Here is a 14,693-nt window from a genome sequence, read left to right as displayed (position 1 = left end):
GGCGCTCCAGGTGCTTCAGGGCGCCACGGTGGTGACGAACTCCGCCTTGCCGTTGGCCACCTTGAGCACCACGGCCTCCTTCACGGCGTCTCGGTTCGCGTCCAGGTTCACGGTGCCCGCCACGCCCGGGAAGTTCTTCGTCGCGGCGATGGCGTCGCGGATGGCCGGGCCGCTCAGGTCGGGCGCGCGCCGCATGCCATCCACCAGCAACCGCGCGGCGTCATACGCGAGCACCGCCACGCTGTCCGGCACCGAGCCGTAGGCCTGCTTGTACTTCTTGAGGAAGTCCTGGATGCGCGGATCCGGATTATCCGGTGAGTAGTGATTGGAGAAGTAGCTGCCCTCCAACGCCGACCCGCCCAGCTCGAACAGCTTGTCCGAGTCCCAGCCATCTCCGCCGAGCAGCGGCACCGTCAGCCCTATCTCGCGGGCCTGCCGCGCGATGATGCCCACGTCCGTGTAGTAGCCCGGCACGAACACGGCCTGCGGCTTCACCTTCTTCAACGCGGTGAGCTGGGCGCGGAAGTCCGTGTCGCCCTTGGAGTAGCTCTTGTTCCCCGTCACCTCGCCGCCGAAGTCCTTGAACTTCTGATTGAAGACATCCGCGAGCCCCACGGAGAAGGCGCTCTTGTTGTCCGTGAGCACCGCCACCTTGTCGAGCTTGAGGTTCTCACGCGCGAACTTCGCCATCACCAGGCCCTGGAACGGATCGATGAAGCAGACGCGGAAGATGAAGTCGCCCTTCTTCGTCACCTCGGGGCTCGTCGAGGTGGGCGTAATCATCGGCACCTTCGCCGCCTGCGCCTTCTCCGCCATGGCCATGGACACCGACGAGGCCGCCTCGCCCAGCACGGCCAACACGTGGTCCTGCGCGATGAGCCGCGTCACCGCCTGCGCGCCTTCTTCCGGGCGACCCTGGCTGTCATAGACGCGCACCGCGACCTTCTTGCCCTTCACTCCGCCCGCGGCGTTCGCCTCGTTCAGCGCCAGCTCGATGCCGTTGCGCGCCGAGATGCCGAACGTGGCCTCGCTGCCGGTCAGGCTGCCCACCTCGCCGATGAGAATCGTGTCCGAGGCGGAATCGGCCTGGGGCGCGGCGGCCTGAGCGCCATCGGGGGCGGGCGCGGCGGACGCGGTTTTCTTCTCACAGGCCAGCATTGGCAGGGCCAATGCGGCGAGCAGCAGCGGCAGGGGAAGACGCATTGTTCGTGCTCCTCACGGGCAGTGCGGCGAGGCCCCACCCTAGCGCCTACCCGCCGACGGGAACACCGGGGGCCCCCTCGGGCGCAGGCCCTCCTTCCCGACAGGTCCGCGCTGCCCGTTGATTTGAATGTGGACTAGAGCAGTCCACATTACGTAAGAGCCCGCAGCGGCCCGAGGGCCTCGGCGAAGGAAGGAGAACTCCGCACCTATGCTCCGGATGAGCAAGATGACCGACTACGGCATCGTGCTGATGACCGAGTTGGCTCGCGCAGACGGGGAGACCCGGACGACGCGCGAGCTGGCGGCGCGGACTCGCGTGCCGCTGCCCTCGGCCAGCAAGGTGCTCAAGGGCCTGCTGGCGGCGGGACTGGTGGTTTCGCACCGTGGGGCGAGCGGAGGCTACGGCCTGTCCCGGCCGGCCCCGGACATCTCCCTGGCGGAGCTGGTGGCTTCGCTGGAAGGGCCCGTGTCCCTCACGGAATGTGGCCAGCACACGTCGGGCGGCGCCCCGTGTGAGCTGGAATCCGTGTGCCAGGTGCGCAGCCACTGGCGGCTGATCAACCAGGCCATTCAAGAGGCGTTGGGGCGCTTGACGCTGGCGGACCTGTGCGCGCCCGCGCCGCGGATGCCCGAGCGGCTGGTGCAGCTGGGCCGTGGCTCGAACGCGGTGGCTCCGGCCTCCGCCGCTGTTTCTGTTTCCGTTCCAGGAGTTCGTTCATGAGCACCGACACCCTTCAGGAGCTGACTCGCCGGGGCTACTCGGCGGGCTTCGTCACCGATGTGGAGGCGGACACGCTGCCTCCCGGGTTGGACGAGGACGTCATCCGTCAGCTCTCGCGCAAGAAGGGGGAGCCGTCCTTCCTCTTGGAGTGGCGCCTGAAGTCCTATCGCCACTGGCTCACCATGAAGGAGCCGCGCTGGCAGGCCGTGCGCTACGCGCCCATCGACTATCAGGCCATCCGCTACTACTCGGCGCCGAAGCAGAAGCCGAAGAAGGTCAGCCTGGACGAGGTGGACCCCGAGATTCTCCGCACCTACGAGAAGCTCGGCATCCCGCTGCATGAGCAGAAGCTCTTGCAGAACGTGGCGGTGGACGCGGTGTTCGACTCCGTCTCCGTGGCCACCACGTTCCGCGACAAGCTGTACAAGGCAGGCGTCATCTTCTGCTCGTTCTCCGAGGCCGTGCGCGAGCACCCCGAGCTGGTGGAGCGCTACCTGGGCTCGGTGGTGCCGTACTCGGACAACTTCTTCGCGGCGCTCAACTCGGCGGTCTTCAGCGACGGCTCGTTCTGCTACGTGCCCAAGGGCGTGCGCTGCCCCATGGAGCTGTCCACGTACTTCCGCATCAACGCGGCGGACACGGGCCAGTTCGAGCGCACGCTGCTCGTCGCGGACGAGGGCGCCACGGTGAGCTACCTCGAAGGCTGCACCGCGCCAATGCGCGACACCAATCAGCTCCACGCGGCGGTGGTGGAACTGGTGGCGCTGGACGGTGCCAACATCAAGTACTCCACCGTGCAGAACTGGTACCCCGGCGACGCCGAGGGGCGCGGCGGCATCTTCAACTTCGTCACCAAGCGCGGCATCGCGCACCGCGACGCGAAGATTTCGTGGACGCAGGTGGAGACGGGCTCGGCCATCACCTGGAAGTACCCGAGCGTCATCCTCAAGGGCGACAACTCGGTGGGGGAGTTCTACTCGGTGGCGCTCACCAACCACCGCCAGCAGGCGGATACGGGCACGAAGATGGTGCACATCGGGAAGAACACCCGGAGCACCATCGTGTCCAAGGGCATCTCCGCGGGCCACGGGCAGAACACGTACCGAGGGCTGGTGAAGGTGCTGAAGAGCGCGAAGGACGCGCGTAACTACACGCAATGCGATTCGTTGTTGCTCGGTGACAAGTGCGGCGCTCACACGCTGCCGTACATCGAGGTGAAGAACGCGTCCGCGCAGGTGGAGCACGAGGCGTCCACGTCGAAGATTGGCGAGGACCAGCTCTTCTATTGCCGGCAGCGCGGCATCTCGCAGGAGGACGCGGTGTCGATGATCGTGAACGGCTTCTGCCGGCAGGTCTTCAAGGAGCTGCCCATGGAGTTCGCCGTGGAGGCGCAGAAGCTGCTCGGGGTGAGTCTGGAAGGGAGCGTGGGGTAACACCATGGCACTGCTGTCTGTTCGCAACCTGCACGCCCGCGTGGGCGACAAAGACATCCTCAAGGGCATCGACCTGGAGGTCGGCCCCGGTGAGGTGCACGCCATCATGGGGCCCAACGGCTCTGGCAAGAGCACCCTGGCGGGCGTGCTCGCTGGCCGCGAGGCGTACACGGTGACGCAGGGCGAGGTCTCGTTCGACGGGCAGGACCTGCTCGAGCTGCCCGCGGAGAAGCGCGCGCTGGCCGGTGTCTTCCTCGGCTTCCAGTACCCGGTGGAGATTCCGGGCGTGGGCAACCTCCACTTCCTGCGCACGGCGCTCAATGCGCAGCGCCGCTCGCGCGGTCTGGAGGAGCTGGATGCGATGGACTTCCTCCAGCTCGCTCGCGAGAAGGCGAAGCTCGTGCAGCTCGACACCGCGTTCATGAACCGCTCGGTGAACGAGGGGTTCTCCGGCGGCGAGAAGAAGCGCAACGAGATCTTCCAGATGGCGGTGCTGCAGCCTCGGCTCGCGCTGCTCGACGAGACGGACTCGGGCCTCGACATCGATGCGCTGCGCATCGTGGCGGGTGGCGTGAATGCGCTGCGCTCGAAGGAGCGCGGCATGGTGGTGATTACCCACTACCAGCGGCTGCTCGACTACATCGTCCCGGATCGCGTCCACGTGATGTCCGCGGGGCGCATCGTCCGCTCGGGTGGACGTGAGCTGGCGCTGGAGCTGGAGGAGAAGGGTTACGGCTGGCTGGGCCTGGAGCAGGCGAAGGCGCCGAAGGAGGCGCGGTCGTGACGTCTGGCCTCGCCCACTACCTGGACGTGGCGACGCGCTTCCAGGCGGAGCGCGCGGATGCTCCCGCCTGGCTGAAGCGCCTGCGTGAGGATGCGCTGCGCCAGTTCGAGCGGCAGGGGCTCCCCACGCCGCGCGACGAGGAGTGGAAGTACACGAGCGTGGCGCCCGTGGAGGCGCGGCCTTTCGTGCTCGCTCGCGAGGTCGTCGGTGGCGCGGACGTGGCGGCCGAGGTGGCGCGGCTGTCGAGCGCGGGTCCCCGGCTGGTCTTCGTGGATGGACGGCTGGACTCATCGCTGTCGGTGCTGAGCGGCCTGCCGCGTGGGATGACGCTCAAGCCCCTGCGCGATGCGCTGCGCGATGACGAGGCGGTGCTGGCCGAGGTCCTGGGACAACGTGCCCGGGCGGAGGCGCATCCCTTCGTCGCCCTCAACGCCGCGTTGCTGGAGGATGGCGTGTTCCTGCGGCTGGGGCGTGGCGTTCGCAGCGAGGTGCCGGTGCAGGTGCTCTTCCTGTCTCGCGCGGGGGACGAGTCCGTGCTGTCCAGCCCGCGTGTCGTCGTCCTGGCCGAGGAGGGCAGCGAGGCGACGCTGGTGGAGACGTATGCCGGCGCGGGCGCCAGCTTCACCAACACGGTGACCGAGGTGACGCTGGGCGACAACGCGAGCCTGCATCACGTGAAGCTCCAGGTGGAGGGCGACGCGGCGCTGCACCTGGGCATGCTGCACTCGCGCCTGGGCCGAGACAGCCGCTTCGCGTCGCATGCGTTCAATCTGGGCGCGGCGCTGGCTCGCAACGAGGTCTACGCGGCGTTCGCGGGCGAGGGCGGTGACTGCACCCTCAATGGTCTCTTCGTGGGGCAGGGCACGCAGCACCTGGATCACCGCACGGACCTGGACCATGCGGTGCCTCGCTGCACCAGCCGTGAGCTGTACAAGGGTGTGCTGGATGACCGCGCGCACGGCGCCTTCCACGGGCACGTGCGGGTTCGCGAGAACGCCCAGCGCACGGACGCGCGACAGACGAGCCGCAACCTGTTGCTGTCGGAGACGGCGCAGGTGGACGCGCGACCGCAGTTGGAGATTTTCGCGGACGACGTGAAGTGCGCCCACGGCGCGGCGGTGGGACGGTTGGACGAGAACGCGCTGTTCTATCTGCGCTCGCGCGGCATCGACCGCGTCCAGGCCGAGCGGCTGCTCACGCACGCCTTCGCCAGTGAGCTGGTGCGGGCCGTGCCCGAGGGCGACGTCCGGGCTCGCGTGGAAGCGATGCTGGCGTTGAAGCTGCCGGGCGGGCCCCGGCTCGAGGTGATGGCATGAGCACGCCTGGATTCGATGTGCGCCGCGTCCGCGCGGACTTCCCCATCCTGCATCAGGATGTGCGGGGCCGACCGCTGGTCTACCTGGACAGCGCGGCCACGGGGCAGAAGCCCCAGGCCGTCATCGACGCGCTGACCCGCTTCTACACGCACGACAACGCCAACGTGCACCGCGGCGTGCACATCCTCTCCGAGCGCGCCACGCAGGCCTACGAGGACGCGCGCGAGTCGGTGCGGCGGTTCATCAATGCCCGCGACGCGAAAGAGATTGTCTTCGTGCGCGGCACCACCGAGGCCATCAACCTGGTGGCGTCCACCTACGGGCGCAAGCACGTGGGCCCCGGCGACGAGGTGCTCATCTCCGCGATGGAGCATCACTCCAACATCGTCCCGTGGCAGATGGTCTGCGACGCGGTGGGCGCGAAGCTGCGCGTGATTCCGGTGGATGACCGGGGCGAGCTGGTGATGGGCGCGGTGGATGCGCTGCTCACCGAGCGCACGCGCATCCTCGCGGTGACGCATGTCTCCAACGCGCTGGGCACCGTGAACCCCGTGCGCGAGCTGGTCCGCATGGCGCACGCGAAGAACATCCCCGTGCTGCTCGACGGGGCGCAGGCCGTCACGCACCTGCCGGTGGACGTGCAGGACCTCGGCTGCGACTTCTATGCCTTCAGTGGCCACAAGCTCTTCGGGCCCACGGGCATCGGCGTGCTCTACGGCCGGCTGGACGTGCTGGAGGCGATGCCGCCATATCAGGGCGGCGGGGACATGATCCTCTCCGTCACGATGGAGAAGACGGTCTACAACCGCGTGCCGCATCGCTTCGAGGCGGGCACGCCGGACATGGCCGGCGCGGTGGGACTGGCGGCGGCCATCCACTATCTGGAGTCGGTGGGGATGGCGGCGATTGCCGCGCATGATCAGGCGCTGCTGACGTACGCGACGCAGGCGCTGAGCGCCGTGCCGGGCGTGTCGCTGGTGGGCACGGCGAGCGAGAAGACGGGCGTCCTGTCCTTCACTCTCGCGGACGTGCATCCCCACGACGTGGGCACCATCCTGGACCGCGAGGGCGTGTGCATCCGCACGGGCCACCACTGCGCGCAGCCGCTGATGAAGCGCTTCGGCGTGGCGGCCACGGCGCGCGCGTCGCTGGCCTTCTACAACACGACCGAGGACGTGGACGCGCTCGTCCGAGGGCTGCACAAGGTGCGGGAGGTGTTCCAGTGAGCTCCGACTTGCAGGACCTCTATCAAGAGGTGGTGCTGGAGCACTCCAAGCGCCCGCGCAACTTCCGCGAGGTGCCGGACGCCAACCGCCAAGCCGAGGGTTACAACCCGCTGTGTGGCGACCAGCTCTCCGTGACGCTGCACATGGAGGGAGACGTCATCCGCGACATCGGCTTCCAGGGACAGGGCTGCGCCATCTCTCGCGCGTCCGCGTCGCTGATGACGGGCGCAGTGAAAGACCGGACGCTCGCGGAGGCCGTGGCGCTGTTCGAGCGGGTGCACACCCTGGTGACGGAAGGTCCCGGCGCGGTGGATGTGGAGTCACTGGGAAAGTTGGCCGTGCTCTCCGGTGTGAGCGAGTTCCCCGCGCGCGTGAAGTGCGCGAGCCTGGCGTGGCACACGTTGCGTGCCGCGCTGGAAGGCCGCTCGACCTCGGTGTCCACGGAATAGGGAAGGAGAGGCGGACATGCGAGGCATGATGACGGTGCTCGAGCGCGACGTGGACGCGATGCTCATCCCCAGTGGGGACAAGGTGTCGCTGCCCGCGGGCGCGGAGCTGCGGGTGATGCAGACGCTGGGCGGGAATGTCACCGTTCAGGACCCTTACGGTCAGCTCTTCCGCATCAACGAGAAGGACACCTCCGCGCTGGGCGCGGACTTCGCGGCGAAGGTCCCCGAAGCGGGCGCTCCGGCGTCGGACGCTGCGGCGGAGGAGTTCAGCGAGGAGAAGGTCTGGGAGCAGCTGCGCACCGTGTTCGACCCGGAGATTCCGGTGAACATCGTGGAGCTGGGCCTGGTGTACGTGTGCAAGGCCACGCCCCTGCCCGAAGGTGGCCAGCGGGTGGACATCCACATGACGGTCACCGCGCCCGGCTGCGGCATGGGGCAGGTGCTCGTGGAGGACGTCCGCTCGAAGGTGTCCGCGCTGCCGGGCGTGAAGGAGGCCCAGGTGGAGCTGGTGTGGGAGCCGCCCTGGGACCAGAGCCGCATGACGGATGTCGCGCGGCTCCAGCTCGGGTGGATGTGAGCGTCAGCGCGCGGCGGCCAGACGGCGCGCGGTGAGACCGAGCGCCGCCGTGGCCAGGACGCCCGCGAAGAACTTGGGCCAGCGCTTCTTCGGGGGTGAGGGCTCGCGGTCGGCGACCTCGGGCCTGCGCTCCCTGTGCTCGGCGAAGAGGTCCACCATCGCGCGCTCCAGGGCCGCGAGGTCGTGAGGGTCCCGGCTGGTGACCCAGTTGCCGTCGCGCACCACCGGCTCGTCGACCCAGAGGCCGCCCGCGTTGTGCACGTCGTCGCGGATGCCGGGCCACGACGTCAGTCGGCGTCCCTCCACCAGCCCCGCGGACACGAGCACCCACGGCGCGTGGCAGATGATGGCCATGGGCAGGTCCAGCGTGTCCGCGTCGCGCACGAAGTCCAAGGCGAGCGCGTTCTGGCGCAGCAGGTCCGGACTCAAGAATCCGCCCGGTAGCACCAGCGCGTCGAAGTCCGCTGCCTTCGCTTCGCGCAGCGTCGCGTCCACGTGCCTGGCTCGACCCGGGGCGTGGCGCGCCATTCCTTGCACCGCGCCGGGCTTGAGCGAGACGAGCGTCACCGTCGCGCCCTCGTGCTCCAGCTTCCTGACGGGCCGCGTCAGCTCGGCTTGCTCGAAGCCCTCGGCCGCCAGCACGGCCACTCGCATCCCTGACAGCTTCTTCATCGCGGCCTCCCTCGGGGTGGGCGTGGTCGCACGACCCATTGCTGTCCGAGACGATGGGGATGGCGCGCGCCGAGGGGAACCGCACCGCGCTGCGCTGACCAGCCCCTGCCCGCGCCCTGGCGTGGCAGCGTCCAGTCGAGGGCGCGCTGTGACGAGGTGGCGTTGTCCCGCGTGGGGCGGGCGTGCTACCGACCGGGCTCGTGCGCGGCTTCGCTCCGGCTCCTGTCCGCCGAGGCTCGGCCGCTGGCTGCCTTGGAGGCCCTTCGCATGCTTGCTTCACTCTCGTCTGGTTCCTGGAGCCACCTGGTGGCTGCCTCGCTGGTGATGCTCACCCTGGGCTGCGCCGCCAGCACGCGGTCCGTCTCCGCGCGGCGAGACGAGGCGATGGCGCACGATGAGGCGACGCCCCGGCCGAAGCCGAAGTGGGGGCTCGTCATCCACGGCGGCGCGGGCGTGATTTCGCGCGAGAACCTGTCCCCCGAGCGTGAGGCGGCGGTGCGTGCCGCGCTCGCTCAGTCACTGCAGGCGGGGCATGCCGTGCTGGCTCGGGGCGGCAGCAGCCTGGATGCGGTGAGCGCCGCGATTCATGTGATGGAGGACTCGCCGTACTTCAACGCGGGCAAGGGCGCGGTCTTCAACCACGATGGCGTGAACGAGCTGGACGCCGCCATCATGGATGGGCGCACGCGGGCCGCGGGCGCGGTGGCGGGCGTGCGTCACATCCGCAATCCCATCGACCTGGCGCGGCTGGTGATGGAGAAGTCGCCGCACGTGATGATGGTGGGCGATGGCGCGGAGGCCTTCGCGCGCGCGCAGGGCATGGAGTGGGTGGATCCGAAGTACTTCTACACGGAGGAGCGCTGGCAGTCGCTTCAGCGCGCGCTGGAGAAGGAGCGCGAGACGCAGCAAGCGGCGCCTCCGGGCACATCTCCTTCGTCGTCGCTGCCGGCCGGGATGGATCCGGTGACGGGGGACCACAAGTTCGGAACGGTGGGCGCGGTGGCGCTCGATGCCTCGGGCAATCTGGCGGCGGGAACGTCCACGGGCGGCATGACGAACAAGCGGTTCGGACGGGTGGGCGACTCGCCTGTCATTGGCGCGGGCACCTACGCGGATCCGCGCTGCGCGGTGTCCGCCACGGGGCATGGTGAGTTCTTCATCCGCTACACCGTGGCGCGCGACATCTGCGCGCGCGTCGAGTACCAGGGCCTGCCGCTGGCCGAGGCCGCCCACGTCGTCGTCAACGACGTGCTGGTGAAGGCGGGCGGCGAGGGCGGGGTCATCGCCATGGACAGCCAGGGCAACGTGACCCTGCCCTTCAACTCCAGCGGCATGTACCGGGGCGTCATCGGCGAGGATGGCGTGCCGCACGTGGCCATCTTCCAGGAGTGACCGCGCGCCGCCTCGGCTCTGATGTGGGACAGCGGGGCCCGGAGATTTTCGCGGGGGAGGGTGAGGGGAAATAATCGCGAGCCACGTTGATGGGGTTGTGAGGGAGGTCCTCGACGTGGAACCGAGACATGGCATGGCCGTGCCCCTGGCGGTGGTCCCAGAGCCAGGGCTCGAGGCGCTGCGGCGAGACCTGGAACGGGCGGTGGCCAGTGTGTGTCCGGGGACGCAGCGGGCCTGGCGAGAGGACCTGCTCCAGTCCGCGATGATTCGCGTGGTGGAGCTGCAGCGGCGCGAGCCGGACCGCGCACAGCTGTCCCAGGCCTATCTGTACCGCGTGGCCTACACCGCGTTGATTGACGAGCTGCGGCGGCAGAGTCGTCGGCGCGAGGTGGCGCTCGAGGACCTGGAGACAGGTGCACCCCAGCCGGAGGCGCCGGATAACCCCGAGCGCTCCGCGGGGGCCTCGCAGATTGGTCGGGCCGTGCGCGACTGCCTGTCCCGGTTGGTGACCGACCGCAGGCAGGCGGTGACGCTCCACTTGCAGGGACACAGCGTCCCCGAGGCCGCCGCGCTCCTGGGGTGGGAGGACAAGCGGACGGAGAACCTCGTCTACCGAGGCATGAGCGCGCTGCGTGCGTGCCTCTCCAAGAAGGGAATCGAACCATGAGCGAGCAGTCGCCCGACGACGCAGTCCTCGATGGCGCCGCGCTCGCGCGGCTTCGCGCCGCATTCCAGTCCGGTGAGGGAGTCGTGCCCACTTCCGAGGAGGCCGAGCGCATCTGGCTCGTGGTGACGGGGGCCTCCACGCCCGCGCAGCGCGCGGAGGTGCTCGAGCGTGTCGCGGCGGACCCCTCCTGGGCGCAGGCGTGGCGGCTCGCGCATGCCCTGTCGGTGGCGGCGGCGAGTGCCACGCCGATGGACTCCGCGCTGGGGGAGCGCACGGCGGCTCGTGCCCGAGAGCCGGGAGCGCGCGAGGGACGCACCCGCTTCGTCATGCGTCGGCCGCTGTGGAGCGCGATGGCGGCCATGCTCGTGGTGGGGCTCGCGGGGTTGTGGGTGACGCGCGTGGATGAGGGGTCCGGCACGTATCGCGGCGCCGAGACGGCCACGGTGGTGTCGGAGTTGAGCGAAGGGGCGGTGCTCGCTCGGGCTGACTGTGTCTTGCGTTGGCGGGGCGGGCCGGAGGGGACGCGTTGGAGCGTGCGGTTCTCCTCGGAGGACCTGCGCGTGGTGCACCGCGTGGAGCGGCTGGAGCGCAATGTGTATCGGGTTCCGGCGGAGGTGCTCGCGCCCCTGCCGTCGGGGGCCCGTGTGTTCTGGCAGGTGGAAGCGCACCTGCCCGATGGCCGCGTGTGGCGCGGCGCGACGTTCATGAACCGGCTCGACTGAGTCGGTGTTTCACAGAGGGGGAGACCATGGCGGCACGAGGCAAGTGGAGCAGTGGTTGGGGGGCGTTTGTCCTGAGCGTGGGGCTGTTGATGAGTGCGAGCGCGTTCGCGCAGACCTCGGGGCCTTTCGTGAGCGTGCGGACACGGCCCTTGGAGGGCAGCGCGGGGGACTCGGTGGTGGCCTCGCTGGTGGAGACCGGCGTGCGGACCAACGCGAGCGTCCTGGTGACGGTGCGGCTGGTGGACAGCGCGGGGGCGGTGCTCGCGGAGTCGTCCGGGTGGGTGAGCGCGAGCACGCCACTGCGGCTGCGCCACCGGGCCGCGACGGCGGACGGGGTGCGTGCGCAGGTGTTCGTCCCGGTGGGGACGATTCAGCTCGCCGCTCCGGTCCTGACCTTCGAGCGCTGGTCGGGACCTGGGACTCTCACCTCACCGCACCGCGTCTGTCCTGTTCCGACGCGCGAGGAGACCGGGGGGACTCCTGAGCCGGTGACGGATTGCGAGTACTGGCAGCTCGCGTTCACAATCTGATGTGCCCGAAGCGCGACAGGTCCTTTTCCATGCGGCCCTCCTCGTCCTCGTGACGGGAGTGGCCGGGCGGGGTGTGGCATGGGCCGATGCGCCCTCGGCGCTGGCCGAGTGCGAGGCGCGCTTCCTCGCGCATCCGGAGGACTCCGACTCCGCGATGTGCTTCTACCGCAACGCGCAGGGCGCCGAGGGGCGCGAGGAGGCTCGGCGTCGCCTCACGTCCCTCATCCCGCGTCATCCCGAGCGGCCGTGGTTGTCGTTGGTCCTCGGTCATGTGGAGGTGCTGGCCACGCCGAAGGTCGCCGAGTCCTCGTACCGCCGCGCGGCCTTGGGCTTCCGTTCCCAGCACGACGCGGAAGGGGAGGTGCTCGCGGGCATCAACCTGCGCAACGTGCTCTCGCTGCAGGGACGGACGGAGGAGGCCAAGGAATGGGAACTCCGGGTGAGCGAGGTCGCGAATGCGTCCGGGGTTCCTCAGCTTCGCGCGCGTGCGCTCATCCTGGAGGCGTCCGCGCTGTCCGACGCGGGGCGGGACCTGGGGCATGCGTGGCGTCTGCTCAAGCAGGCGGAGGCGCTGACGTTCCCCTCGGGCAGTGACGGCTTGAAGAAGCAGTGCCTCACCGCGCTGGGCAGGGTGAGCGAACGGCTCGGGCGACTGGACGAGGCGAGCGAGGTCTATCTCCGATTGGCGGAGCTCGCGCGCGCGACCCGCGAGCCCGCGACGGAGGCACGGGTGCGGTTCGATCTCGCGAACCTCGCGATGTACCGAGGAGAGACGGACCCGCAGCCTGGGGTGCGGGCGGAGGTCTTGGGGCTCGCGAGCGAGGCCCTTCGCGCCGCGGAAGCCGCGGGGAGCAAGGTCTTCGAGGCCCAGGCGCTGCGGCTCATCGCCGAGCTTCTGGGCGACACTCCGGACGCGAAGGTCGAGGCGGAGGCCTGTCTTCAGCGCTGTCTGGCGTTGGCAGATGAGCTGTCCCAGCCCGAGCGTCGCATCGCCTGTCTCTGGACGCGTGCGGAGCGGATGGCTCGGGAGAATCCCGTGGCCGCCGAGCGCGAAGCGGATGAGGCGCTCCGGCAGGCGCTCGACCATGGCCGTGCGTTCTATGTGCTCTCGGCGTGGCGGGCGCGGGCCACGGTGGCGTTGCGGGGCCGACCGCTTCCCCAAGCGCTCGACGAGGCCGAGCACCTCCTGGGGGCCATCGAGGCGCTTCGCGAGCTGCAAGGTGACGCCTTCAGTCAGGCGGAGCTCTTCGCGCGTTGGGTAGGGGACTACCATCGACTCGCGGGGCTGATGCTGGAGGCCGGGACAGCTCCGACGCCCCGGGTGCCTCCGCGTGAGGCGCTCTCCCGGGCGTTTCAGATCAGCGAGCGGCTGCGCGCGAGGACGTTGCTGGATGCGCTGGCGTCGGCGCGAGCGCTGCCGGAGCGACAGGACACGGCGCCGGCCCGCGCGGCGGTCATGCGTCGATTGGTGGCGGTGCAGCGGCAGCTGCTGGAGACGTCGCTCTCCGCGGAGGCTCGTGAGGCGGCGCGTCGCGAGGTGAGCGACTTGGAGCGTGAGGAACTCGACCTGCGGCCCCGGCCTCGGCGCGCGGTCTCGGAGATTGTCTCGCTCGACGCGACGGAGCATGCGCTCGCCGAGGATGAGGCCCTGCTCGTCTTTCTCGTGGGCGCGGAGCGGGACGTGTTCAACGAGCCCGCGGGAGGGGCGTGGGTCATGTCCGTGACGCGTGCGGGCACTCGTGCCTATCGGCTGCCGGAGCGCTCCACGTTGACTTCCGCGGCGGCGCTGCTCTCGGGGCTCATCGAGCGGCGGGATGGCTCGGAAGGGGGACTGGCTTCGGCGCTGTATGCGCAGTTGCTCGCGCCCGCGTTGACGGACCTCCCGCCGGGCGTGCGCAGGCTGTTGCTCGTGCCAGATGGTCCCCTGCATGACATGCCCTTCGCCATGCTTCGCGAGCATCCGGACGGACCGCCGCTCGTGGCGCGATACGAGCTCGCGCGGGTTCCCTCCGCGAGCCTGTGGCGTTACTGGCGCGAGCGGTCCATGCCCACACCGGGAGGGCAGGCGCTGGTGCTGGCGGATCCGGAGCGAGGCGCGGGCACCATGACCGCGCAGCGCGTGACGCAGACGCGTGAAGGCGTCTTCGATGAGGTGACGAAGCTCGGTGCGCTCCCTCAGGCCCGCGCGGAGGGGCACGCGGTGGAGGAGATCCTGCGGGACTCCTCGCTCACTCCGCGCCTGTTGGTGGGCACCGAAGCCTCCGAGCGAGCACTGAAGGAGGCCGCGACCGTCCCGCCTGCACGGCCGGGCGAGGGTGCCGCCGTGCCCGTCTCGAAGGCTTCCGCACCGTCATCGGGTGGGCCGCGGCCTGCGACATCCCCAGGCCACGGGGGGACGGACGCTTCCGTGCAGACGGCGGCTTCAGACGGTATCCGCTTGCTTCACGTGGCGGCGCACGCGGCGGTCGACCCCGAGGACCCCGAGCGCTCGGCCCTCGTGCTCGCTCCAGGAGGGCCGGACGAGGACGGCATGTTGCAGCCTCGCGAGATTGTCTCGCTCGGGCTCTCGGATGCGTTGGTGGTGTTGTCGAGCTGCCGCAGTGCCTCGGGTGCGGCGCTCCCGGGCGAAGGGGTCTTCAGTCTGGCCCGCGCGTTCTTCGAGGCGGGGGCGCGCGCGGTCGTGGCGAGCTTGTGGCCGCTGCGCGACGACGAGACGGCCTCGCTCATGCGGAGCTTTCACGCGCATCTGGCCTCGGGGCAGAGCGCCGCCGCCGCGCTGCGTGCTGCCCAACTGGATGCCCAAGAGGCGGGACTGCCGGCCGCTGCCTGGGCGGGTGTCGTCGTCCTGGGCGACGGGGCATGGGCCGCGGTGACACCTCGCGCAGCGCGTGGATGGGCCGGCCTGGAGTGGGCCTGGGTCGTGGGCGTGCTGGTTCTCGCGAGCGCGCTAGGGCTGGGCTGGCGTTGGAGGCATGTCGGCCGCGATGAAGGGCGTTAGGGT

Annotated in this window: 14 protein-coding genes; 12 read left to right on the top strand and 2 right to left on the bottom strand. The window is 69.8% G+C overall.

Features of this window, described 5'->3' with window-relative positions; translation table 11 throughout:
• Positions 1–15: 15 nt before the first annotated feature.
• On the bottom strand, positions 16–1,203 hold the full coding sequence (locus JGU66_10635; GenBank protein MBJ6761221.1) for an ABC transporter substrate-binding protein: 1,188 nt from the start codon (positions 1,201–1,203) through the stop codon (positions 16–18).
• A 208-nt stretch (positions 1,204–1,411) separates the two neighbouring features.
• Between JGU66_10635 and JGU66_10630 the strand changes: the two genes are divergently transcribed.
• The 7 genes from JGU66_10630 to sufT are packed head-to-tail and all read left to right on the top strand — an operon-like array spanning position 1,412 to position 7,709.
• Entirely contained in the window at positions 1,412–1,924 is a 513-nt protein-coding gene (locus JGU66_10630) for an SUF system Fe-S cluster assembly regulator (protein MBJ6761220.1), read from the top strand.
• Positions 1,921–3,357 carry a Fe-S cluster assembly protein SufB gene (gene sufB / locus JGU66_10625; GenBank protein MBJ6761219.1) on the top strand — a complete coding sequence of 479 codons (1,437 nt, stop codon included), beginning with the start codon at positions 1,921–1,923 and terminating at the stop codon, positions 3,355–3,357. The genes JGU66_10630 and sufB overlap by 4 nt, the downstream gene beginning before the upstream one ends.
• Positions 3,358–3,361: 4 nt before the next feature.
• Positions 3,362–4,141: a Fe-S cluster assembly ATPase SufC gene (gene sufC, locus JGU66_10620; GenBank protein MBJ6761218.1), complete on the top strand. Its 780-nt coding sequence runs from the start codon at positions 3,362–3,364 to the stop codon at positions 4,139–4,141.
• Positions 4,138–5,457, top strand: coding sequence for a Fe-S cluster assembly protein SufD (gene sufD / locus JGU66_10615; GenBank protein MBJ6761217.1), 1,320 nt, complete (start codon positions 4,138–4,140; stop codon positions 5,455–5,457). Before sufC ends, sufD begins: the two co-directional genes overlap by 4 nt.
• Positions 5,454–6,683, top strand: coding sequence for a cysteine desulfurase (locus JGU66_10610; GenBank protein MBJ6761216.1), 1,230 nt, complete (start codon positions 5,454–5,456; stop codon positions 6,681–6,683). Before sufD ends, JGU66_10610 begins: the two co-directional genes overlap by 4 nt.
• Positions 6,680–7,132 (top strand): SUF system NifU family Fe-S cluster assembly protein, encoded by a 453-nt coding sequence (locus JGU66_10605; GenBank protein ID MBJ6761215.1) that lies wholly within the window; start codon positions 6,680–6,682, stop codon positions 7,130–7,132. The genes JGU66_10610 and JGU66_10605 overlap by 4 nt, the downstream gene beginning before the upstream one ends.
• Before the next feature lie 16 nt (positions 7,133–7,148).
• The gene (sufT, locus tag JGU66_10600) at positions 7,149–7,709 is read left to right on the top strand and encodes a putative Fe-S cluster assembly protein SufT (protein ID MBJ6761214.1); all 561 of its coding nucleotides are present in this window, start codon (positions 7,149–7,151) and stop codon (positions 7,707–7,709) included.
• 3 nt (positions 7,710–7,712) lie between these two features.
• Here sufT and JGU66_10595 read toward each other — a convergent pair whose 3' ends face one another.
• Complete coding sequence (locus JGU66_10595) at positions 7,713–8,381, bottom strand: type 1 glutamine amidotransferase (protein MBJ6761213.1); 669 nt, start codon at positions 8,379–8,381, stop codon at positions 7,713–7,715.
• A gap of 267 nt (positions 8,382–8,648) precedes the next feature.
• Here JGU66_10595 and JGU66_10590 point away from each other — a divergent pair, with 267 nt between their 5' ends.
• The 5 genes from JGU66_10590 (at position 8,649) to JGU66_10570 (ending at position 14,690) form a co-directional block, all read left to right on the top strand.
• Complete coding sequence (locus JGU66_10590; GenBank protein ID MBJ6761212.1) at positions 8,649–9,773, top strand: isoaspartyl peptidase/L-asparaginase; 1,125 nt, start codon at positions 8,649–8,651, stop codon at positions 9,771–9,773.
• Positions 9,774–9,906: 133 nt separating this feature from the next.
• Positions 9,907–10,440, top strand: a complete 534-nt coding sequence (locus JGU66_10585) for an RNA polymerase sigma factor (protein ID MBJ6761211.1) — start codon at positions 9,907–9,909, stop codon at positions 10,438–10,440.
• Positions 10,437–11,162 carry a hypothetical protein gene (locus JGU66_10580; GenBank protein ID MBJ6761210.1) on the top strand — a complete coding sequence of 242 codons (726 nt, stop codon included), beginning with the start codon at positions 10,437–10,439 and terminating at the stop codon, positions 11,160–11,162. The genes JGU66_10585 and JGU66_10580 overlap by 4 nt, the downstream gene beginning before the upstream one ends.
• A gap of 26 nt (positions 11,163–11,188) precedes the next feature.
• Positions 11,189–11,692, top strand: coding sequence for a hypothetical protein (locus JGU66_10575; GenBank protein MBJ6761209.1), 504 nt, complete (start codon positions 11,189–11,191; stop codon positions 11,690–11,692).
• Between the two features lie 154 nt (positions 11,693–11,846).
• The gene (locus JGU66_10570; GenBank protein MBJ6761208.1) at positions 11,847–14,690 is read left to right on the top strand and encodes a CHAT domain-containing protein; all 2,844 of its coding nucleotides are present in this window, start codon (positions 11,847–11,849) and stop codon (positions 14,688–14,690) included.
• The last annotated feature ends 3 nt before the right edge of the window (positions 14,691–14,693 follow it).

This window comes from Myxococcaceae bacterium JPH2 (assembly GCA_016458225.1).
Taxonomy (GTDB): domain Bacteria; phylum Myxococcota; class Myxococcia; order Myxococcales; family Myxococcaceae; genus Citreicoccus.
This window is presented reverse-complemented; position numbering and strand designations above follow the sequence as displayed.